Below are 21,787 nucleotides of genomic sequence, written 5' to 3'. Positions count from 1 at the left end.
ACGAATTAGCTTATATGTTCAGATAAAAATTCAGTCACTTCTTCAGGCGTTTTGGCATTAGCGCTATGAAGATGAGCTGTTTTTTCACCGTTTTTGAAGATTAGCAAGCTGGGAATGCCCATTACTTGGTATGTTTCGGCCGGCTCAGGAAGGTCGTCCCTATTCAGCTCATACCAATCGTTTTGATTGTACTCTTCCAAAATATCGCCGATAAACATATTCATGCGTGTGCAGTCTGGGCACCAATCTGCATAAAACTTCACAATAATTTCTTTATCAGATTGAATCAGTTCATTAAATTGTTCGATTGTCGTGATTTTTTTCATATGTCACATCTCCTTTTCAATGCCATTTTAATATAAAATAAAAAGGAATTACATACAAATGCATTCAGCATCAGCATGCCCAAAAATAATTAGATCATTTTCTCGTGAAAGTGATAAGATAGTAAAGATGAATTGTAGTGGGGGGAGTATCCATTGAAAACAAGTCTAGGATTAGTGTACGGAGGAAAGTCAGCTGAACATAATGTTTCACTGCAGACGGCTCTGGCTGTAATCAAAGCGCTTAATACTGAGAAGTTTGATATACATCCTATTTATATAACTGAAAAAGGCGAATGGGTAAGAGGCGCCCGTTTAACTGAACCTGTTTCAAACGTGAAAATGCTTCAATTTGAGCAAGGAGGCAGCGCTTTTTCTCCGGCTGCCCTGAATCAGGAGATGTTTCCGCAGGAAGCGTCACAGCAAAATGAAACCATCGACGTCGTATTCCCGCTCCTCCACGGACCGAACGGAGAAGACGGTACGATTCAAGGGATGCTTGAACTGTTGAATATTCCTTATGTCGGCAACGGTGTGCTTGCTTCTTCAGCCGGCATGGATAAAGTTGTCATGAAACATTTATTCGCGCAAGCCGGCCTTGCTCAGGCTAAATACGCAGCTTTTCTTAAGAAAGACTGGACTCGTTCTCCGGTAGAAAGCTGTGAGCAGGTCGAAGAGGAATTAGGGTACCCTTGCTTCGTAAAACCGGCGAACCTTGGCTCAAGTGTCGGAATCAGCAAATGCCGAAACCGTGAAGAACTGCAAAAAGCGTTCGAGCTTGCCTTCCAATATGACCGCAAAGTTGTCGTTGAAGAAGGAATTAACGGCCGTGAAATCGAAATCGGCGTACTCGGTAATGATGATCCTAAATGCTCTGTTGTGGGAGAAATCGCACCGAAGACAGATTTCTACGATTACAAAGCGAAATATGAGGACGGAGATACTGACCTAGTGATTCCGGCGAGTGTGACCGATGAGGAATACGCGAAAATCAGTGATATGGCGATTCAGGCGTTTAAAGCGATCGATGGTTCAGGACTTGTCAGAGCGGACTTTTTCTTGACAGCTGACGGCGAAGTTCTGATCAATGAAGTCAACACGATGCCCGGCTTCACTCCTTTCAGCATGTTTCCGCTGCTCTGGAAAGAGGCAGGGGTAGAGTACGCGGATCTTATTGAACAGCTTGTGGAGCTTGCAAAAGAACGCCACGCTGAAAAACAATTGATTAAGCATACATTCTAATGAAGATGGACACTGCCGGTAAGAGGGCAGTGTCTTTTCCCGTATATACAAAAGAAAGAGAGGGACCTCACTTGATTAAGCGAACTATAAAGAGCATTGCAGACATGGTCAAAGGCACATTGACAAATCCGCAATACGAACAAACAGTCATTCATGGAGTGGCAACTGATACAAGAAAACTGGAACAGCATCAACTTTTTATCCCGCTGAAAGGGGAGAATTTTAACGGGCACACTTTTGTGCAGCAGGCTTTTGAAGCCGGTGTAGCGGCTGTTCTTTGGGATCGGTCAGAACCAAATCCGCCCGAGAATCAAGCCGTCATTTTAGTTGACGATACCCTTTCCGCTCTTCAGCAGCTTGCAAAAGCATATTTGCAGGAGCTTGGCACGCATGTCATCGGGGTAACCGGAAGCAATGGCAAAACAACAACCAAAGATATGATTCACGCCGTCCTGGGAACCCGGTACCGCGTCCACAAAACAGGAGGAAACTTTAATAATCACATCGGCCTGCCGCTGACGGTTTTAGCCATGCCTGAAGATACGGAGATCGCCGTATTGGAGATGGGAATGAGCGCAAAAGGAGAAATTGATCTTCTGAGCCGCCTGGCAAACCCGAATGTGGCTGTGATTACGAATATTGGCGAATCCCACATGCAAGACCTTGGCTCAAGAGAGGGCATCGCGGAGGCGAAGCTTGAAATCATTAACGGGCTTAAAGAAGACGGAGTGCTGATTTATATCGGGGACGAACCGCTCCTTCAAAAAGCATACAGTTGCCAAACGACAACGTACGGATCGGGAGGGCAAAACGATTACCAGCTTCAGGATGTAGACCAGAGTGAAGCGGGAACCCATTTTACAATCAAAGGGATGGAAAAAACATTTTTTATTCCGGTGCTCGGGAAGCACAATGTCAAGAACGCTATGGCTGCGATCGCAGCAGGAGCTTATTTCGGCGTCACGGCTGAGGATGCGGCAAAAGGACTGAGCGGACTAAAGGTAACCGGCATGAGACTTGAACTCATCAAAACAGACAGCGGCCTTTCGATTATCAATGACGCTTACAATGCCAGCCCGACTTCCATGAAGGCTGCCATTCAATTGACAGAAAGCCTTGAAGGCTACGAAAAAAAAATGCTTGTGCTCGGCGATATGCTTGAGCTCGGTGATCTTGAAGAAACATTCCATAAAGAGTGCGGTGCTGTCATTAGCCCTGAAAAAATCGACCGCGTCTTTACGTACGGAAAGCTGGGCGCTTTTATTGCGAAAGGCGCACTGAACCGCTTTGAAAAAGAACGCGTCAGCCACTTCACCGAGAAGAAAGATCTTTTTCAAGCCCTGAAGGAAAGCGCGTCAAAAGGGGATTTGATTTTATTCAAAGCATCCAGAGGTATGAAGCTTGAAGAAATCGTTAAAGATTTAATAGACAGCCCGCTTTCATAAGAAAAAAATCTGCGAAAAAAACGCATATTGCATCATAAAATAGAATGATGTGCAAACACTAATATATGCCGGCCTGAAATAATGTATATCTGGCTGGCCGCGGCTATGATACAATAATGACAGGTTATTTTGCGATACGAAAATATTTGTCCGGACTTCCATTCGCCCGCCAGAAGTTCTCCCGCCGGACATTTGGGAGCGGATGGAACAGCAGCCGGCATATTGGAGAAGCCGATCTGCTTCTCATTTTATTGAAAAACAAATAGTGTAATGGTAAGATAAAACTTAGAAGTAATTCGGGCTTTGTATACGTACGGACCTGTCCTTTTTGTGGAAAGGGCAGTTTTTAGTGGTAAATCACGACATTACTGACACAGCAATTAGAAGGAGTTTGAATAATTTGACTATAACGTTTCAAGATTTTAATTTAAGTTCTGATCTCATGAAAGCAATTAATCGTATGGGATTCGAAGAAGCAACGCCGATCCAGGCACAAACGATTCCGCTCGGACTTTCAAATAAAGACGTCATTGGACAAGCGCAAACAGGTACAGGTAAAACAGCTGCGTTTGGTATACCCCTTGTTGAAAAAATTAACCCCGAGTCTCCTAATATTCAAGCAATCGTAATCGCGCCAACCCGTGAATTAGCCATTCAAGTATCTGAAGAATTATATAAAATCGGAAACGATAAGCGTGCGAAGGTTCTTCCTATTTACGGCGGCCAGGATATTGGACGGCAAATTCGGGCGTTGAAGAAAAATCCGCATATCATTGTGGGAACACCTGGGCGTCTTCTTGACCACATCAACCGCCGCACAATTCGTTTAAACAATGTAAACACTGTTGTAATGGATGAAGCGGATGAAATGCTGAACATGGGATTCATTGAAGACATTGAATCTATTCTTTCAAACGTGCCGAGCGAGCATCAGACACTTCTGTTCTCTGCTACTATGCCAGCGCCGATCAAACGTATTGCGGAGCGCTTCATGACTGAGCCGGAACACGTAAAAGTAAAAGCAAAAGAAATGACGGTTTCTAACATTCAGCAGTTCTATTTAGAAGTGCAAGAGCGCAAAAAATTCGACACACTGACTCGTCTTCTTGACATTCAGTCTCCTGAGCTTGCGATCGTATTCGGACGTACAAAACGCCGTGTCGATGAGCTGGCTGAAGCTCTGAACCTTCGCGGATATGCGGCTGAAGGCATTCACGGTGATTTAACGCAGGCGAAACGTATGGTTGCGCTTCGCAAATTTAAAGAAGGCGCAATCGAAGTTCTTGTTGCAACTGATGTTGCCGCTCGCGGACTTGATATCTCTGGTGTTACACACGTGTACAACTTCGACGTGCCACAAGATCCTGAAAGCTACGTTCACCGTATCGGAAGAACAGGCCGCGCAGGAAAAACAGGTATGGCGATGACGTTCATTACACCGCGTGAGAAAAGCATGCTTCGCGCAATTGAACAAACAACAAAACGCAAAATGGACCGCATGAAGGAGCCTACACTTGATGAAGCGTTGGAAGGCCAGCAACAGGTTACGGTTGAACGCCTTCGTACGGCAATCAGTGAAAACAACCTGAACTTCTACATGACAGCGGCAGCTGAGCTGCTTGAAGATCATGATGCAGTGACAGTGGTTGCGGCGGCTATCAAAATGTCTACAAAAGAGCCGGATGACACACCGGTTCGCTTAACAGACGAAGCGCCGATGGTCAGCAAACGCTACAAAAACCAGCGCTCTTCTAAACGCAGAGACGGTCAAGGCGGCGGCTATCGCGGCGGAAAAGGGAAAAACAACAACCGTTCTTCCTACGACAAAAAGCGTTCAAATGATCGCCGTTCTTCAGGTGACAGACGCCAGAAAAAATCTTACTAATCCTATTCGTTAGAAGCCCAAAACACGTCGTTTTGGGCTTTTTTTATGTCCATATTTTAACACTCAGCAAACTTTCAGCTGACGGAAGCCGTTTTTCTCTGTATGCTTAAGAATGAAACCTTTCTGTATAAGAGACGTATAAGTAACGAAGAAAAAACGGGAGGTAGTTATTTTGAGAGAGCAGCCTAAAAACCAAATCAGTCCTGACGGATTAAAGGTATGGCGACTTCAAGAGATCATCGTATCCGCTGTCTGCTTGCTCATCGTCATTGCAGTGGCAGTGTTAAGCTATTATTTTCATTGGCCGTACTGGATCAGCGGCGTGCTCGGCGGGATTTGGCTGCTGGGTTCGATTGTGACGGTCTTTATCATTCCGAAAATCCGTCATAAAGTATGGCGCTATGAAGTCCATGAACATGAAATCGATATTCAGTCAGGTATTTTTGTGGTGACGCGTGTGATTGTCCCTATGGTCAGGGTTCAGCACGTCGATACGTCACAAGGGCCGTTATTGAAAAAGTACAACCTGGCAACAGTGAAAATTTCCACGGCCGCGACCGTTCATTCGATCCCCGCTTTAGAGATGGGGGAAGCGGATCGGCTGAGAGACTCCATTTCCCGTCTGGCAAGGGTGACTGAAGATGATGTCTGAACCGAAACGCCTGCACCCTGCGGCAGTCATTTTGAATTTAGGCCATACCATTATTCAAACAATAAAAAATATCATTCTGCCTTTCTTTTTTGTATATATCGTCAATTCGAACAATACTGTCCGTTTTTACGGCGCCATTGCGCTCGGTGTGCTGTTTATCTGGCTTGTTGCCGCAAGCATTATCAAATGGAGAAGGTTTACCTATCGAATCGAAGATGACGAATTCAGAATTGAAGAAGGCTTGTTTGTCACGAAAAAGCGATACATATCGGTCGATCGGATTCAAACGATGAATACGAGCGCGGGCGTGATCCAGCAAATCTTTAAGCTTGTGAAACTGCAAATTGAAACGGCAGGCGGAGGCAAGGAGGCGGAAGCTGTACTTTCCGCTATTTCTGTAGAAGAAGCTGAACGCATCAAGGAAGCCGTCTTTAAGAAAAAAGCAAAAAGTCATGAAAGCGAACCCGATGAACAGTTGCTGGAAGCTGAGCAGAAGCAGACTCTTGAAGCTGAACCGCAAGAGCACTATCGCATGAGCATGAAAGAGTTGCTCATGGCCGCCTCTACCTCCGGCGGAATCGGAGTGATCATCTCCGCTCTATTTGCGCTTATCTCTCAGCTTGACGAAGTGCTTCCGATGGATTGGTTTTTTGATCAATTTTCCTTCCTTCAGCACGCCGGCATCGGCATTTATGCGGTGCTCATTTTTATCGGTTTGTTTATCGTCTGGATGTTCAGCATCGCCGGTATGATGTTTAAATACGCGAACTTTCAAATTATAAAAAAAGAGCAGGAGTTAGTGATTTCAAGAGGGATTATTGAAAAACATCAAGTCACGATTCCGCTCCGAAAAATACAAGCCATTAAAATCAAAGAAAACATCATCCGCCAGCTTTTCGGCTATGTGACGGTGTCCATCGTCAGCGCGGGAGGCGGTGATCGGGAAAAACAAGAAGGCGCTTTGACGATTCTTTTTCCGATGATTCATAAAAAGAAGCTTTCGCGCATGCTTCAGTCATTTACGCCTGAATACAGGCTGGAAGAAAACGTCCGCCGTCTGCCGCGGCGCGCGTTGAAACGCTATTTGTTCCGCTCCGTCATTTTTTCACTTTTTTTGATCATTCCATTATGTATCTTCTTTCAGCCATGGGGCTATCTGTCGATCATCCTGCTGCCGATTGAATTGTTCTTCGGCTACCTCGCCTATAAGGATGCAGCATGGACGATCAACGGGGAGCGTCTTCAGCTGACGTCAAGACTCATCGGCAGAACAACCGCGATCGTGCTGAAAAGGCGTATGCAAATTGGCAAATTGAGCCAGTCTTATTTTCAAAAGAAAGGCCGCCTGTATACCATTTCTACCGCGGTAAAATCATCGAGCCATATGGAAGAATTAGCGGTGAGGGATGTAAGTGAAGAGGATGCGGGCTTCATTTTAAATTGGTACTCCTATGAAAAAGCGGACGGTTAATACCGCCGCTCTTTTTTCTGCACACATAAAAACGAGAGAAGAAACCCGCCGCAAAGCCCAAACAAATGGGCCATGATGTTAATATTGGAGTTGATCAATGACATGAGAACGGCAAATGCGAGCAGTGTGAGAATCATTTTAGAATGCTCCTGCCCGATCAGCTCTTTGCGAAATACAACCATATACAGATACACGCCGAACAGCCCGAAAATCGCGCCTGAAGCCCCGACATGTACATAATCAAGCGGCTCTGTCACGTATGTGCCGATATTGCCGATGATGCCGGAGCCGGCATACACAAGAAGGAAACGCGCTTTTCCCAGCATACGCTCCAAAGCAGGAGCAAATAAAAAGATCGACATGGAATTAAACAGCAGATGGGTAAAGCCGGCGTGCAGCAAAACCGGTGTGATCAGCCGCCACCATTCACCGTTGGCTACGCCTAGATTATAGCCTGTGACGGTATCTCTCCATAACACGACTGAATGGATAGGAAGTGAAAAAAACAACCAGAGAACAGCTTGCAAAGCCAATATAAAGGTGACGACGGGGTAAAGCCTGATAAAGGTTTGGAAATTTTCTGTCCGTATAAACATTCCGAGCCCCTTTTCTTCATTTTGGTATTTCTATAGTAACACGTTTATGAGACAAACCATTCAAATAGTACGTACGCAAAGGAGGTTATCACCCATGATTTACGGCATAGGACTAGATATCACCGAGCTTAAACGGATCGCTTCCGCGGCCGGCCGCCAGAAACGATTTGCCGAGCGGATTTTGACGCGAAGCGAGCTTGAGCACTATGAGGGGCTTTCAGAGAAACGAAAAATCGAGTTTCTCGCGGGGAGATTTGCGGCAAAAGAAGCTTTTTCAAAAGCGTTTGGCACCGGTATAGGAAAGAAGCTCAGCTTCCAGGATATCGAATTGAAGAAAGACCAAAATGGCAAGCCATATATCATTTGCGCAAAGCTGAGCCAAGCCGCCGTTCACGTATCAATCACTCATACAAAGGAATACGCGGCTGCGCAGGTTGTGATTGAAAGGTTGTCAAGCTAGTCTGCATATTAGGGACACCCCGCTCATATATTTGATAGTGCATTAAGGGAGACGAGTTGTTTGAGGCTTTTATGGTACGCATCCGTTCTGCCTAACGTGTACCGAGCGTACCGTTAAAGTCAAACAAGCGATTTCTTCCTTTTACATCAATTGAGAAAAAGGGGTTGAAAAAGGTGAGAAAAAGCTTTGTTTTGCTTTTAACGGGACTGCTTGCTGTCCTTATTCTTTCTGCCTGCGGGCAAAAAACACAGCAAGATATTGTGACCGGGTTAGATGAAAAGGCGAAAGAATATACCTCGTACAAAGCAAAAGCGAAAATGACCATCGAGACAGGGAGTGAGCCTCAAGTATACAATGTGGAAATCTGGCACAAAAAGCCGTCTCTGTACAGGGTTTATCTGGAGAATCCGAAAAAGGACCAAAACCAAGTCATTTTACGAAACGAAAACGGAGTATTTGTTCTCACGCCGTCTTTAAATAAGAGCTTCAGATTTCAAAGCGACTGGCCGAACAACAGCAGCCAGGTCTATCTGTTTGAATCGCTCGTAAAGGATGTTCAAAACGATTCAGATGCGGTGTTCACTGCAAAGGAGAAGAACTACGTTTTTGAAACAAAAACGAACTATCAGCATAACAAAATGCTGCCAACGCAAGAAATCACGTTTAACAAAAAAGATATGAGCCCGTCATCTGTCAAAGTCATGGATACTGACCGAAAAGTGATGGTGAAAGTAGAATTCAGCAGCTTCGAATTCAATAAACATTTCGACAAAGAATCATTTGACGAGAAGAAAAATATGACGCTTTCGCAAATGGACGTTGCCACAAGCGCGAAGCCATCCGAAACATTCGCGGTCAAAACGCCGCTTGAACTTCCGCTTGGCGTAAAGCTGCTGGAAGAAAAAGATATTTCTACTGAAGACGGGAAGCGGATCATTATGACCTACGGAGGAGAAAAATCATTTACTTTAATTCAGGAAAAAGCCCAGATTGCCAAAGCCTCTTCTTCAGTTAAGATGAACGGCGAACCGGTGAATCTCGGCTACACCATCGGCGCCTTGTCAGATGCATCATTATCATGGACGTATGATGGCGTAGATTATCTTCTTTCATCTAAAGATCTTACAAAAGAGGAAATGGTGTCAGTCGCGAAAAGCATGCAAGGACAATCATCCAAATAACCGCCAAAGGCCAAACGAGATTTGGCCTTTTTTTCGTCTTGCATCGTTTCCCTTCGGCCTTTAATTTTAGTATGATATGTAGATGATATTGAATAAAAGCTAGGAAGTGTCATAATGAGCACAAAACCTTTTTACAGAAATACGTGGGCGGAAATCGACTTGTCCGCGATAAAGGAAAATGTCAGCAATATGAAGAAACATATCGGCGAACATGTCCACTTGATGGCAGTTGTGAAAGCAAACGCCTACGGACATGGTGATGCAGAAACAGCGAAGGCCGCGCTTGACGCAGGTGCTTCATGCTTGGCAGTGGCTATTCTCGATGAAGCGATTTCACTGCGCAACAAGGGCTTGAAAGCGCCTATTTTGGTGCTCGGCGCGGTTCCGCCGGAATATGTGTCAATCGCGGCAGAATATGACGTGACCATAACAGCTTATTCTGTTGAATGGCTTCAGGAAGCCGCCCGCCATATGAAAAAAGGTTCTCTTCATTTTCATTTAAAGGTTGATACGGGAATGAACAGGCTTGGCGTAAAAACAGAAGAAGAAGTTCATCACGTGATGGCAATTCTTGACCGCAACCCTCGTCTAAAATGCAAAGGGGTATTTACTCATTTTGCGACAGCGGATGAAAAAGAAAGAGGCTATTTTATCAAGCAGTTTGAGCGCTTTAAAGAACTGATTGCTCCGCTGCCGCTCAAGAAACTGATGGTGCACTGTGCGAACAGCGCAGCCGGCCTCCGGCTGAAAAAAGGCTTTTTCAACGCGGTCAGATTCGGCATTGGCATGTATGGCCTCCGTCCGTCTGCCGACATGATGGACGAAATGCCGTTTGAGCTGCGCCCAGCGTTCAACCTGCATTCAACGCTGTCGCATGTCAAACTGATCAAAAAGGGCGAGAGTGTCAGCTACGGAGCGGAATACACAGCGGAAAAAGACACATGGATCGGGACGGTGCCTGTCGGCTATGCGGATGGCTGGCTTCGAAAGTTGGAAGGGACCGAAATCCTTGTGAAGGGAAAACGGCTGAAGATTGCGGGTCGGATCTGCATGGACCAATTTATGGTGGAGCTGGATCAGGAATATCCGCCGGGCACAAAAGCCACATTAATCGGCCGGCAGGGAGATGAATATATTTCCATGGACGAGATTGCAGACAGGCTCGCAACCATTAACTATGAGGTGTCTTGTACAATAAGTTCCCGGGTTCCCCGTATGTTTTTGGAAAATGGGAGTATAATGGAAGTAAGAAATCCTTTAGTGCAGGAATATACAAGCAAATAGCTCCTCTCATAATGGAGAATTCATAAAACAGCTTTGCTTGAAGAGTGAATAATGGTATCATTATCACTGGATGGATAAAAGAGTCGTATCCGTAAGTTTGGTGGAGGTGTATGTTTTTTGTCTGAATCCAGCGCAAGAACCGAAATGAAAATCAGCTTGCCCGAAAACCTAGTAGCTGAATTGGATGGTGTAGCGATGCGGGAGAAACGAAGCAGAAACGAACTGATATCACAAGCAGTGAGAGCGTATGTCAGCGAACGAACAACTCGTCACAACCGTGATTTGATGAGACGCGGCTATATGGAAATGGCGAAAATCAACCTGAATATTTCTTCTGAGGCTCACTTTGCGGAGTGCGAGGCTGAAACGACAGTTGAGCGCTTAGTCAGCGGAGGATAATCATTTGATTGTGAAACGCGGCGATGTTTATTTTGCTGATTTATCTCCTGTTGTTGGCTCAGAGCAAGGCGGGGTGCGCCCGGTTTTAGTGATCCAAAATGACATCGGAAATCGCTTCAGCCCAACTGCTATTGTTGCAGCCATAACAGCGCAAATACAGAAAGCGAAATTACCAACCCACGTCGAAATCGATGCAAAACGCTACGGTTTTGAAAGAGATTCCGTTATTTTGCTGGAGCAAATTCGGACGATTGACAAGCAAAGGTTAACGGATAAGATTACTCATCTGGATGATGAAATGATGGATAAGGTTGATGAAGCCTTACAAATCAGTTTGGCACTCATTGATTTTTAGACATATGTACTGGTTGCTCAAATAGAGCAACTTTTTTTGTTTTCAAAAACCATAAACGATATAATGAGGTAATAACGAAAAAAATATGGTGTTTTTTATCGGGAGGTAAGTGAATTTGATGTCGAATCAGACTGTATACCAGTTCATTGCCGAAAATCAAAATGAACTGCTCCAACTGTGGACTGACACACTAAAGGAATTAAGCGAACAAGAGTCATATCAGCTGACTGACCAAGTGTATGAAAATATATCTAAAGATTATATCGACATTCTTTTGCTGTCTGTTAAGGACGATAGCGCTGCTGAAAGCCAAATCAGCGAACTGGCACTGAGAGCCGTCCAAATTGGACTTTCTCTGAAGTTTTTGGCTACGGCGCTTGCTGAATTCTGGAAGCGTCTCTACACAAAGATGAACGATAAGAGATTGCCAGATCAAGAGAGTACGGAATTAATCTGGCAGATTGACCGCTTTTTCAGCCCGATTAATACAGAAATCTTCAACCAATACTCAATCTCGTGGGAAAAAACAGTATCCTTGCAAAAAATCGCGCTGCAGGAGCTTTCTGCGCCGCTCATCCCTGTGTTTGAAAATATCACCGTGATGCCGCTTGTCGGAACGATTGATACCGAACGTGCAAAACGAATTATGGAAAATCTTCTTAACGGCGTCGTCAAACACCGCTCACAAGTCGTGCTGATTGACATTACAGGTGTTCCTGTCGTTGACACGATGGTTGCCCATCATATTATTCAGGCGTCTGAAGCGGTAAGGCTTGTCGGTGCGAAATGCCTGCTCGCCGGCATCCGTCCGGAAATTGCTCAGACCATCGTCAACCTGGGCATTGATTTATCCCAAGTTATTACTAAGAATACCCTGCAAAAAGGAATTCAAACAGCATTGGAAATGACGGATCGAAAAATCGTTTCATTGGGGGAATAATATTTTGAGACATCCGAAAATCCCGATCTTGAAACTGTATAATTGCTTATTAGTGTCCATTCAATGGGAACTGGATGACCAAACCGCATTAACCTTTCAAGAAGATTTGTTAAATAAAATATACGAAACAGGTGCCAATGGAGTCGTGATTGATCTGACATCTGTGGACATGATTGATTCATTTATCGCCAAAGTGCTGGGCGACGTCATCACAATGTCTAAGCTAATGGGCGCCAAAGTTGTTTTGACGGGCATTCAGCCCGCTGTGGCAGTGACGCTGATTGAACTTGGCATCGCGCTAGAGGAAATCGAAACAGCGCTCGATCTAGAGCAGGGGCTTGAGACATTGAAGCGGGAATTGGGGGAATAGCGTATGAACGACCAATCCTGTGTGAAAATCATGACAGAATGGGATATCGTGGCCGCCAGACAACTGGGACGAAATGTTGCAAAAGAACTGGGTTTCGGCACGGTAGACCAGGCTAGAATTACAACGGCTATTTCAGAATTAGCCAGGAACATTTATTTATATGCCGGCAAAGGCCAGATTGGCATTGAACAGGTCGCTGACAGAGGAAAAAAGGGCCTGAAAATCATAGCGGAAGACCAAGGGCCGGGAATTCCTGATATCCGTAAAGTCATGGAAGACGGATTCTCAACGTCTGGCGGACTCGGAGCGGGACTTCCAGGTGTCAAAAGGTTGATGGATGAATTCAGTTTAAATTCCGTATCGGGGGAAGGAACAGAGATACAAGCCATTAAATGGCTTCGGTAGGAGGTAAGAAAGTGGATTTTAGGGAGGTTATTGAGCAGCGGTATCACCAGCTGCTTAGTCGATATATAGCCGAATTAACAGAAACATCTTTATATCAAGCCCAAAAATTCAGCCGAAAAACAATCGAGCATCAAATTCCTCCGGAAGAAATCATCAGCATTCACCGAAAAGTGCTGAAGGAGCTGTATCCGAAACTCCCGGAAGATGTTTTTCATTCGCTGGATTTTTTAATAGAAGTCATGATTGGATATGGAATGGCTTATCAGGAGCATCAAACCCTCAGAGGGATACAGCAGGAAATCAAATCAGAAATTGAAATCGCCGCAAATGTTCAGCAAACGTTGCTCGGGACAAAGATTCCGCAGGAAGAAGCGCTGGATATCGGTGCCATCAGTGTGCCCGCTAAACAGATGAGCGGTGATTACTACCACTTTGTTAAAGACCAGGAATCTATTAATATCGCAATCGCGGACGTGATCGGAAAAGGCATTCCGGCGGCTCTTTGTATGTCGATGATTAAATATGCGATGGATTCTTTGCCGGAAACGGGCGTACACCCTTCTCAGGTGCTGAAAAATTTGAATCGGGTTGTTGAACAAAACGTTGATGCCAGTATGTTTATTACGATGTTTTATGCAAATTACAATATGGACAAGCATCATTTTACATATGCTTCAGCGGGGCATGAACCGGGATTCTATTATTCTCAAAAAGACAACACGTTTTACGATTTAGAGGCCAAAGGACTTGTTCTCGGCATCTCGCAGGATTATGATTACAAGCAATTCGATCAGCATCTTGATAAGGGCGATATGATTGTCTTATTTTCTGACGGCGTCACAGAATGCAGAACGGAAAACGGTTTCTTGGAGCGTCCTGATCTGCAGAAGCTCATTGAGGAACATATGTGTTCCTCCGCGCAGGATATGGTCAAAAACATTTATGACCGCCTCCTCAAATTGCAGGATTTTCAGCTGCACGATGATTTTACGTTAATTGTTTTGAGAAGAAAGGTTTAGCTTCGGCCAGCCGTGGGTATAAAACAATTAGTGAATTGAAGGATAATTTGAGGTGATACGAATGAATATAAATGTTGATGTGAAGCAAAACGAGAATGATATACAAGTAAACATTGCGGGAGAAATTGATGTATACTCAGCTCCAGTGCTCAGAGAGAAGCTCGTTCCTCTGGCAGAACAAGGCGCTGACTTAAGAATTTGCCTGAAAAATGTCAGCTACATGGACAGTACCGGACTCGGCGTCTTTGTAGGCATCTTTAAAACAGTGAAAAAACAAGGCGGGTCGCTGAAGCTTGAAAATCTTTCCGATCGCCTGATCCGTCTGTTTGAGATTACAGGCCTGAAGGACATTATTGATATTTCTGCAAAGTCAGAAGGTGGAGTGCAATGAAGAATAACGCTGATTACATCGAAATGAAAGTGCCGGCCCAGCCTGAATATGTAGGAATTATAAGGCTGACGCTGTCAGGCGTCGCGAGCAGAATGGGCTATACGTACGATGAAATTGAAGATTTGAAAATCGCAGTCAGTGAAGCGTGTACGAATGCGGTGCAGCATGCTTACAAAGAAGACAAAAATGGGGAAGTGTCAATACGATTCGGTGTGTTCGAAGACCGTTTAGAGGTCATTGTCGCGGATGAAGGAGACAGCTTTGATTTCAATCAAAAGCAGCAGGATCTAGGGCCGTACACACCTTCGCATACAGTTGATCAATTATCAGAAGGAGGGCTCGGTCTATATTTAATGGAAACGCTTATGGATGAAGTCAGAGTGCAAAACAACTCCGGCGTCACCGTAGCGATGACAAAGTATTTAAATGGGGAGCGAGTTGATCATGACACAACCATCAAAAACTACGAAACTAACTAAAGATGAAGTCGATCGGCTCATAAGCGAATACCAAACAAATCAAGATGAACAGGCGCAAGAAACGCTTGTGCGGGTCTATACAAATCTAGTTGATATGCTTGCGAAAAAATATTCAAAAGGCAAAAGCTTCCACGAGGATCTTCGCCAGGTCGGCATGATCGGGCTGCTGGGTGCGATTAAGCGATACGATCCGGTGGTCGGCAAATCGTTTGAAGCTTTTGCGATTCCGACAATCATCGGTGAGATTAAACGGTTCCTCAGAGATAAGACGTGGAGCGTTCACGTGCCGAGACGAATCAAAGAACTGGGCCCAAGAATCAAAATGGCGGTGGATCAGCTGACGACTGAAACACAAAGGTCACCGAAAGTAGAAGAGATTGCCGAATTTCTCGATGTTACAGAAGAAGAGGTTCTGGAAACAATGGAAATGGGCAAAAGCTATCAAGCCTTGTCCGTTGACCACAGCATTGAAGCGGATGCGGATGGAAGCACGGTCACAATTCTAGATATTGTCGGCTCACAGGAGGATGGATATGAGCGGGTCAACCAGCAAATGATGCTGCAAAGCGTGCTTCATGTCCTTTCAGACCGTGAAAAACAAATCATAGACCTTACGTATATTCAAAACAAAAGCCAAAAAGAAACTGGGGACATTCTCGGTATATCTCAAATGCACGTCTCGCGTCTGCAACGCAAAGCTGTGAAGAAGCTCAGAGAGGCCTTGACTGAAGATCCCTCGATGGAGTTAATGTAATGATCCAGGTTGAAGAAAACGAGCATATTCAAACTCTTGTATACCAACTGAATAAAGAAGGAAAATCGATTTGCGGCGACAGCTTTTATATGAAAGCTGATGATAAGGAGTTAATTTGTGCGGTAGCAGACGGGCTTGGAAGCGGATCGCTTGCCAATGAATCTTCTGCAGCCATCAAAGACTTAGTCGAAAACTATGCGAATGAAGACGTACAAAGTATTATCGAACGCTGTAATCAGGCGATGAAGCACAAAAGAGGCGCAACAGCTTCTATCCTGAAAATCAATTTTGAACAAAGGCAGTTTACGTACTGCTCCGTCGGAAACGTACGTTTTATTCTGCATTCCCCGTCTGGTGACAGCTTTTATCCTCTGCCGATTTCAGGCTATTTATCAGGCAAGCCGCAAAAATACAAAACGCATACCGCCACCTATGAAAAGGGTTCAAAGTTCATTATACATACAGATGGACTCAACGTACCCGATATCCGCTCCCATTTGAAAAAAGGCCAATCGGTAGAAGACATATCGAATTCGCTGAAAATGTATACAACATCAAGAAAAGATGATCTGACCTATATTCTGGGACAGCTGTCCTAGGGAGATCTGAAAAAAGAAGCTGGGCATCCGGCTTCTTTTTTTGTGAGCGGGCAATCAAACGGATAGTTTGAAATAGGGAGAAAGATATCGGCCTGCGGGCTGTTTTTTTTATGTGTTTTTTTCGGTTTTTGATACACTAGAGAAAGAACGACAAAATTGGAGGCTTTGGTTACATGGAAACGTCAGCCCTTTTAAAACAGCAAATTGCGAAAGAAATCGGTTTATCACAAAAACACGTTGAGAGTGTCATCCGCCTGCTTGAGGACGGCAACACAGTCCCGTTTATCGCCCGGTACCGAAAAGAGCAGACGGGTTCAATGGATGAGGTTCAGATTCAGACGATTTCTGAACGCTGGCAATACATACAACATTTGAATCAGCGAAAAGAAGAAGTCATCAGGCTCATTGCAGAGCAGGATAAACTGACAGATGACGTCAAGCGAAAAATTGAGCAATCGGTGAAGCTTCAGGAAGTGGAAGACCTTTACCGCCCGTATAAACAAAAACGCAAAACAAAAGCGACAGTCGCAAAAAGCAAAGGCCTCGAGCCGCTTGCCGACTATATCCTGACACTTCCGCAAGATAACCGTCTGGCAGAAACCGCAGACCAATACATCAGCGAGGAAAAAGAAGTGTTTACACGGGAAGAAGCGATTGAAGGCGCCAAGCACATTATTGCCGAACAAATCTCAGACGAGCCGAGTTTCAGAAAGTGGATTCGCCAGGAAACTTTTAAAAAAGGCATCATTAAGTCTGGAGCAGGAAAGTCGGCAGACACTGACGAGAAAAATGTGTATGAAATGTATTACGAGTATGAAGAGCCAATCGCAAAAGTCGTTCCGCACAGGGTGCTGGCGATGAACCGCGGCGAAAAAGAAGACATTTTAAAAGTGTCAATCGAACCGCCGGCGGATTACATTAAGGCGTATTTAGAAAAACAAATCATCAAAAGCCGCTCAACATCCGTAAAAGAGATTTTGCAGGAAACGATTGAAGACAGCTATAAACGGCTGATTCAGCCGGCAATAGAGCGTGAAATCAGAAAAGAGCTGTCAGAAAAAGCGGATGAGCAGGCCATTCACATTTTCTCTGAGAACTTGAGAAAGCTTCTGCTTCAGCCGCCGATGAAAGGCAAAACCGTTCTCGGTGTTGATCCAGCCTTCCGAACCGGCTGTAAGCTCGCTGTCTCAGATGAGACCGGAAAAGTCATGACAATTGATGTCATCTATCCGCACGCGCCAGTCAACAAAACAAAAGAAGCCCATGAGAAAGTGAAAGCGATTCTCGAGCAGCATCAAGTCGAGATGGTGGCGATCGGAAACGGCACGGCATCCAGAGAAACTGAGCAATTCATCGTCAATGTACTGAAGGACATGCCGCGGAACATTTATTACGTGATCGTCAATGAAGCGGGAGCAAGCGTATATTCGGCTTCTGAGCTTGCAAGAGAAGAATTTCCTGAGCTTCAGGTTGAAGAGCGCAGTGCTGTATCTATTGCGCGAAGACTGCAAGACCCTCTCGCAGAACTCGTCAAGATCGATCCCAAGTCTGTCGGTGTCGGACAGTATCAGCATGATGTCAGCCAAAAACGCTTAAATGAATCTCTGAGGTTCGTTGTGGAAACCGTCGTAAACCAAGTGGGAGTAAACGTCAACACAGCCTCAGCCGCACTGCTTCAATATGTAGCTGGATTGTCAAAATCTGTCGCAGGCAACATTGTCAAAAAACGTGAGGAAATCGGAAAGTTTTCGAACCGAAAAGAATTGAAGGACATCCCGAGACTTGGTGCGAAAACCTATGAACAATGCATCGGTTTCTTAAGAGTGCAGGAAGGGACAGAACCTTTAGACAGAACAGGCATCCACCCGGAAAGCTATAAAGAAACAAAAGCGCTATTGAAAAAGCTCGGCCTTTCAACAGAGCAAATCGGCACGGCGGAATTGAAGGATAAAATCAATCAGCTGGCGCTTTCTGAAACGGCACAAGAGCTGGGCATCGGAGAAATCACGTTGAAAGATATTTGTGAACAGCTGACAAGGCCGGAACGCGATCCGCGAGATGAGGTGCCTAAGCCTCTGCTGAAAACAGATGTCCTTCAGCTGGAAGATTTGAAAGAGGGTATGGAGCTGCAGGGCACCGTGCGCAATGTAGTGGACTTCGGAGCGTTTGTTGATATCGGAGTCAAACAAGACGGGCTTGTTCATATCTCAAAACTCAGCAATCAATTCGTCAAGCATCCTCTTGATGTCGTATCCGTCGGCGATATTGTGACGGTTTGGGTTGACGGCGTAGATGTACAAAAAGGCAGAGTATCGCTGTCTATGGTAAAATAAAAGCACTGCTTACGAGCAGTGTTTTTTCCTATAGAAATACCAGCATTGATTCAGCAGTTTAATTTGGTAATTATCTTTTTCAAGGAACGCTTTTTGCATCTGTTTTTTAAGCCAATTTGGCATAGGCTCATTCCTCCTCAGCTTTTATCATAAGAGGGACGGTGATTACCATATTGTATGCGAACGGTGAATTGTCCCGTTCAATGTTTTTTAAGTGAGGTGCACCATGGATAACAAAGAGCTTCAAAAGCTGACAGAGGATATTTCAAATACATATTTTAACAAGCCATTCCGCCATCAGGCGCTTTTTAATGACAGGCTGAAAACGACGGGAGGAAGGTACCTGTTAACCTCCCATAACATTGAATTAAACAGGAAATATTTGGTAGAACATGGCAAGGAGGAACTGATCGGCATCATCAAGCACGAACTCTGCCATTATCATCTTCATCTTGAAGGAAAAGGGTACAAGCACAGAGACAGAGACTTTCGAGCGCTGCTGCAGCAGGTCAACGCGCCAAGATTCTGTACGCCTTTAAAGAAAAAAACAGAAAACAAAAAAACTTACAGGTATATCTGTACGGCGTGCGGCCAACAGTATATAAAGAAGCGTGCCATGAATCCTGACAGATACCGGTGCGGAAAATGCCGCGGAAAAATTAAAAGAATTTTTTCGTGAAAAAGGTTGACGGATATGGCAAGCCTATGTTACATTATAAAGGTCGTTACGAGAGATAAACAAACACATTTACCTCTTGACATTGCATATCAAGGCTGATAGAATAAGTCTTGTCTCATTATTCCACAGTAGCTCAGTGGTAGAGCTATCGGCTGTTAACCGATCGGTCGCAGGTTCGAATCCTGCCTGTGGAGCCATATTGGAGAAGTACTCAAGTGGCTGAAGAGGCGCCCCTGCTAAGGGTGTAGGTCGCGTAAGCGGCGCGAGGGTTCAAATCCCTCCTTCTCCGCCATCAGATTTCGATATAAGTCTCGACCATCGGCCCGTTGGTCAAGCGGTTAAGACACCGCCCTTTCACGGCGGTAACACGGGTTCGAATCCCGTACGGGTCATCCCAATTTCGTTGGGCTATAGCCAAGCGGTAAGGCAACGGACTTTGACTCCGTCATGCGTTGGTTCGAATCCAGCTAGCCCAGCCATTTTTATTTTTTGAAATCGAATAGCAAGAGCCATTAGCTCAGTTGGTAGAGCATCTGACTTTTAATCAGAGGGTCGAAGGTTCGAGTCCTTCATGGCTCACCATTTGTCTTTTTGCGGGTGTGGCGGAATTGGCAGACGCGCTAGACTTAGGATCTAGTGTCTTACGACGTGGGGGTTCGAGTCCCTTCACCCGCACTTTATTTACAAAGTGCACGCAAATCGGTTTTGCTAGGTTAAGAGCCTGCTAAACCAGCACAGAAACACAATTTAATGATCACGCGGTCGTGGCGGAATGGCAGACGCGCTAGGTTGAGGGCCTAGTGGGTGAATAACCCGTGGAGGTTCAAGTCCTCTCGGCCGCATCAATGATACCAAGGGTTTTGACGAACTTGGTATTTTTTTGTGTTCATTTTTATATGATCTACTGTCCACAAACTGCCCACTTACCTAAAGTAAGTCATCTAATTTATCAGCCATTTCCTTCTGTTTGTTTGGATATAGGTGTCCATCAACATCAATTGTTGTTTTTACAGAACCATGTCCTAAACGTTCTTTAATTGTTATGTAATCTTCTCCTTGGTGTATTAATAGTGCAACGTGTGAATGTTTAAAATCATGTAATCTAAGTGTTTGTAAAGTCGAAGTTCTTAATTCATAAGTATTCACTGCAGTGGTCCCTTATATAAAGGAGACAATTGTTAGAGTTTAAGAAACAGATTACAATTAATGTGAACGGGGGATTTTATGCTTAAAGCAATTATTATGCTAATTTTAGGATTATCGGTTCTCGCAGCTGGCTTTATAACTCTAAAAAGAGAGTTGTCAATTGAAGCTTTTTCTATATCTTCAGCTGATGAAGCCAAATCAGAAATGAAAAACATCTTTAATGACCAACGCTGGTTTTATCTATCTGGAATAGCCCTTTTCATGCAGTTTGTTTTTCAGGGATTTCACTTGACATTTGAGTATTTTTTTTATGCATTTTTAATCAGTTCCGGAATCCAGTCACTATTTTATCTTTTCAATAAAAAAGAGTTAGACTATAAAGTTTGTGGGGTTATTATTGTTAGCTTTTTAGTGATTTATTTATAACAACAAGAAAAAGAGTGATGATTGTCCATCACTCTTTTTGTCTATTCAACGCAAATTAACAAACCGGTAAGGACAACAATCGCAACTTGCATCAGACTGGGAAGAATCGACTTTTTCATTTGATAATGTGAGTTATCAAATGAAAAGAGAACAGTTAGAGGAGTAGACTATTTAACAAAATTAAAGGGACATAACATATTAGGATATAAAATATGTTATATCCCTTCTTGTTCCACTGCGCACTCGTTACTTTAAGTGTAAATGTCGCTATGTTACTTTATGATGGAATAAAAACAAGTATCAGTTAACTTACTGCCATCTGCAGATAAATCATCATTTCTTAAAGTGCCTTCGAATACAAATCCCAATTTTTCTGGAATAGCACGACTTTTAAGGTTTGTTGATTCACACCTTATTTCAATTCTTCTACATTTTAAATTGTTTAACCCAAAGTCAGCTAATTTCTCTACTGCTTCTGTCATATATCCATTCCCACTACATTTAGAATGTATCCAGTACCCAATCTCACATTTAGGAATGGTCCAGTCAATTCTCTGAAGGCTGGTTATTCCAATAAAGTCATTGCAATCTTTATCAAAAATAAGGAACCGAAAACTTTCTCTCTTTAAAAAATCTATATGAGCATTTCTTACATTGATCTCTGTCTCTTCAACAGTTGGAAGTTCTTGAGCAAATGGCAACCACACTTTTAATTCAGCAAAGGAATCTCTAATTGCTTGATTGATAATATTCCCGTCTCCTGTTTGGTGTGGTGCTCTAAGAATGAGTCTTTCTGTTTCTAATTGTAAAGGAACATCTAACAACAAAGGATTCATTTGATTTTTCATCTCCCAAATTAAATATTAAAAAAGTAATAAAAAAACTCTCATCTCCAAAATTAATTCTGAAGCATGAGAGTTATAACTTTCTGTTATCTCTCTGGAAGGGTTACT

At 44.1% G+C, this 21,787-nt stretch carries 25 protein-coding genes, 7 tRNA genes and 1 pseudogene; 28 read left to right on the top strand and 5 right to left on the bottom strand.

Translation table 11 applies throughout. The features are described 5' to 3' along the window. Positions 1–5 precede the first annotated feature (5 nt). The gene (locus tag SC79_RS15345) at positions 6–326 is read right to left on the bottom strand and encodes a thioredoxin family protein (RefSeq protein WP_039075791.1); all 321 of its coding nucleotides are present in this window, start codon (positions 324–326) and stop codon (positions 6–8) included. Positions 327–479: 153 nt separating this feature from the next. On the opposite strand from SC79_RS15345, the gene SC79_RS15340 reads away from it, so the two are divergent. The 5 genes from SC79_RS15340 (at position 480) to SC79_RS15320 (ending at position 7,018) form a co-directional block, all read left to right on the top strand. After that, on the top strand, positions 480–1,565 hold the full coding sequence (locus SC79_RS15340; RefSeq protein ID WP_039075790.1) for a D-alanine--D-alanine ligase: 1,086 nt from the start codon (positions 480–482) through the stop codon (positions 1,563–1,565). Positions 1,566–1,636: 71 nt separating this feature from the next. Further along, positions 1,637–3,010, top strand: coding sequence for a UDP-N-acetylmuramoyl-tripeptide--D-alanyl-D-alanine ligase (locus tag SC79_RS15335; protein WP_039075789.1), 1,374 nt, complete (start codon positions 1,637–1,639; stop codon positions 3,008–3,010). Between the two features lie 400 nt (positions 3,011–3,410). Further along, positions 3,411–4,895: a degradosome RNA helicase CshA gene (cshA, locus tag SC79_RS15330; protein WP_010331257.1), complete on the top strand. Its 1,485-nt coding sequence runs from the start codon at positions 3,411–3,413 to the stop codon at positions 4,893–4,895. A 172-nt stretch (positions 4,896–5,067) separates the two neighbouring features. Continuing rightward, complete coding sequence (locus SC79_RS15325; RefSeq protein ID WP_010331256.1) at positions 5,068–5,547, top strand: PH domain-containing protein; 480 nt, start codon at positions 5,068–5,070, stop codon at positions 5,545–5,547. Next, positions 5,537–7,018, top strand: a complete 1,482-nt coding sequence (locus tag SC79_RS15320; protein ID WP_039075788.1) for a PH domain-containing protein — start codon at positions 5,537–5,539, stop codon at positions 7,016–7,018. The genes SC79_RS15325 and SC79_RS15320 overlap by 11 nt, the downstream gene beginning before the upstream one ends. Here SC79_RS15320 and SC79_RS15315 read toward each other — a convergent pair. After that, a complete protein-coding gene (locus SC79_RS15315) occupies positions 7,015–7,614 on the bottom strand; it encodes a rhomboid family intramembrane serine protease (protein WP_039075787.1) in 600 nt (199 codons plus the stop codon). The genes SC79_RS15320 and SC79_RS15315 overlap by 4 nt on opposite strands. 94 nt (positions 7,615–7,708) lie before the next feature. On the opposite strand from SC79_RS15315, the gene acpS reads away from it, so the two are divergent. From acpS to SC79_RS15245, 14 genes are all read left to right on the top strand, one after another. After that, positions 7,709–8,074 (top strand): holo-ACP synthase, encoded by a 366-nt coding sequence (gene acpS / locus SC79_RS15310; protein WP_039075786.1) that lies wholly within the window; start codon positions 7,709–7,711, stop codon positions 8,072–8,074. A 164-nt stretch (positions 8,075–8,238) separates the two neighbouring features. Then, positions 8,239–9,255, top strand: a complete 1,017-nt coding sequence (locus SC79_RS15305; RefSeq protein ID WP_082022756.1) for a LolA family protein — start codon at positions 8,239–8,241, stop codon at positions 9,253–9,255. Positions 9,256–9,369: 114 nt separating this feature from the next. Beyond that, positions 9,370–10,539 (top strand): alanine racemase, encoded by a 1,170-nt coding sequence (gene alr / locus SC79_RS15300; RefSeq protein WP_039075785.1) that lies wholly within the window; start codon positions 9,370–9,372, stop codon positions 10,537–10,539. Between the two features lie 117 nt (positions 10,540–10,656). After that, positions 10,657–10,938 (top strand): type II toxin-antitoxin system antitoxin EndoAI, encoded by a 282-nt coding sequence (endB, locus tag SC79_RS15295; RefSeq protein WP_003225183.1) that lies wholly within the window; start codon positions 10,657–10,659, stop codon positions 10,936–10,938. Between the two features lie 4 nt (positions 10,939–10,942). After that, a complete protein-coding gene (gene ndoA, locus SC79_RS15290; protein ID WP_003156187.1) occupies positions 10,943–11,293 on the top strand; it encodes a type II toxin-antitoxin system endoribonuclease NdoA in 351 nt (116 codons plus the stop codon). Between the two features lie 115 nt (positions 11,294–11,408). After that, complete coding sequence (gene rsbRA, locus SC79_RS15285) at positions 11,409–12,233, top strand: RsbT co-antagonist protein RsbRA (RefSeq protein WP_082022754.1); 825 nt, start codon at positions 11,409–11,411, stop codon at positions 12,231–12,233. A gap of 4 nt (positions 12,234–12,237) precedes the next feature. Then, a complete protein-coding gene (gene rsbS / locus SC79_RS15280; protein ID WP_003225190.1) occupies positions 12,238–12,603 on the top strand; it encodes an RsbT antagonist protein RsbS in 366 nt (121 codons plus the stop codon). 3 nt (positions 12,604–12,606) lie between these two features. Next, positions 12,607–13,008: a serine/threonine-protein kinase RsbT gene (gene rsbT / locus SC79_RS15275; protein ID WP_003240352.1), complete on the top strand. Its 402-nt coding sequence runs from the start codon at positions 12,607–12,609 to the stop codon at positions 13,006–13,008. Between the two features lie 11 nt (positions 13,009–13,019). Continuing rightward, positions 13,020–14,027 (top strand): phosphoserine phosphatase RsbU, encoded by a 1,008-nt coding sequence (gene rsbU, locus SC79_RS15270; protein WP_039075784.1) that lies wholly within the window; start codon positions 13,020–13,022, stop codon positions 14,025–14,027. Between the two features lie 61 nt (positions 14,028–14,088). Next, positions 14,089–14,418: an anti-sigma factor antagonist RsbV gene (gene rsbV / locus SC79_RS15265; protein WP_010331248.1), complete on the top strand. Its 330-nt coding sequence runs from the start codon at positions 14,089–14,091 to the stop codon at positions 14,416–14,418. Further along, complete coding sequence (gene rsbW / locus SC79_RS15260; protein ID WP_039075783.1) at positions 14,415–14,897, top strand: anti-sigma B factor RsbW; 483 nt, start codon at positions 14,415–14,417, stop codon at positions 14,895–14,897. Before rsbV ends, rsbW begins: the two co-directional genes overlap by 4 nt. Further along, positions 14,863–15,651, top strand: coding sequence for an RNA polymerase sigma factor SigB (gene sigB, locus SC79_RS15255; protein ID WP_010331247.1), 789 nt, complete (start codon positions 14,863–14,865; stop codon positions 15,649–15,651). The genes rsbW and sigB overlap by 35 nt, the downstream gene beginning before the upstream one ends. After that, positions 15,651–16,250: a phosphoserine phosphatase RsbX gene (rsbX, locus tag SC79_RS15250; RefSeq protein ID WP_039075782.1), complete on the top strand. Its 600-nt coding sequence runs from the start codon at positions 15,651–15,653 to the stop codon at positions 16,248–16,250. Before sigB ends, rsbX begins: the two co-directional genes overlap by 1 nt. Before the next feature lie 173 nt (positions 16,251–16,423). Further along, positions 16,424–18,583: a Tex family protein gene (locus SC79_RS15245; protein WP_039075781.1), complete on the top strand. Its 2,160-nt coding sequence runs from the start codon at positions 16,424–16,426 to the stop codon at positions 18,581–18,583. Positions 18,584–18,592: 9 nt separating this feature from the next. On the opposite strand, the gene cmpA is transcribed toward SC79_RS15245, so the two are convergent. Beyond that, positions 18,593–18,706, bottom strand: a complete 114-nt coding sequence (gene cmpA, locus SC79_RS21040; protein ID WP_003225207.1) for a cortex morphogenetic protein CmpA — start codon at positions 18,704–18,706, stop codon at positions 18,593–18,595. Positions 18,707–18,809: 103 nt separating this feature from the next. Between cmpA and SC79_RS15240 the strand changes: the two genes are divergently transcribed. From SC79_RS15240 to SC79_RS15205, 8 genes are all read left to right on the top strand, one after another. Further along, entirely contained in the window at positions 18,810–19,262 is a 453-nt protein-coding gene (locus SC79_RS15240) for a SprT family protein (RefSeq protein WP_039075780.1), read from the top strand. Positions 19,263–19,384: 122 nt separating this feature from the next. Then, positions 19,385–19,459: transfer RNA gene (locus SC79_RS15235), tRNA-Asn, on the top strand. 4 nt (positions 19,460–19,463) lie between these two features. Continuing rightward, a tRNA-Ser gene (locus SC79_RS15230) sits at positions 19,464–19,554 on the top strand. Between the two features lie 28 nt (positions 19,555–19,582). Next, positions 19,583–19,654: transfer RNA gene (locus SC79_RS15225), tRNA-Glu, on the top strand. A 12-nt stretch (positions 19,655–19,666) separates the two neighbouring features. After that, positions 19,667–19,741, top strand: a tRNA-Gln gene (locus tag SC79_RS15220). A 27-nt stretch (positions 19,742–19,768) separates the two neighbouring features. Next, positions 19,769–19,844 (top strand) — tRNA-Lys (locus tag SC79_RS15215). An 11-nt stretch (positions 19,845–19,855) separates the two neighbouring features. Continuing rightward, positions 19,856–19,937 (top strand) — tRNA-Leu (locus SC79_RS15210). A gap of 83 nt (positions 19,938–20,020) precedes the next feature. Continuing rightward, positions 20,021–20,104: transfer RNA gene (locus tag SC79_RS15205), tRNA-Leu, on the top strand. Positions 20,105–20,189: 85 nt separating this feature from the next. On the opposite strand, the pseudogene SC79_RS15200 reads toward SC79_RS15205, so the two are convergent. Next, a pseudogene (locus SC79_RS15200) lies at positions 20,190–20,378 on the bottom strand (tyrosine-type recombinase/integrase); the annotation flags it as partial. A 108-nt stretch (positions 20,379–20,486) separates the two neighbouring features. Between SC79_RS15200 and SC79_RS15195 the strand changes: the two are divergent. Further along, positions 20,487–20,834, top strand: coding sequence for a hypothetical protein (locus tag SC79_RS15195; RefSeq protein WP_039075778.1), 348 nt, complete (start codon positions 20,487–20,489; stop codon positions 20,832–20,834). Positions 20,835–21,106: 272 nt separating this feature from the next. On the opposite strand, the gene SC79_RS15190 is transcribed toward SC79_RS15195, so the two are convergent. After that, a complete protein-coding gene (locus SC79_RS15190; RefSeq protein ID WP_039075777.1) occupies positions 21,107–21,670 on the bottom strand; it encodes a GNAT family N-acetyltransferase in 564 nt (187 codons plus the stop codon). Between the last annotated feature and the right edge of the window lie 117 nt (positions 21,671–21,787).

Origin of the sequence: Bacillus sp. MSP13, assembly GCF_000815295.1 — a bacterium.
GTDB lineage: Bacteria > Bacillota > Bacilli > Bacillales > Bacillaceae > Bacillus > Bacillus vallismortis.
This window is presented reverse-complemented; position numbering and strand designations above follow the sequence as displayed.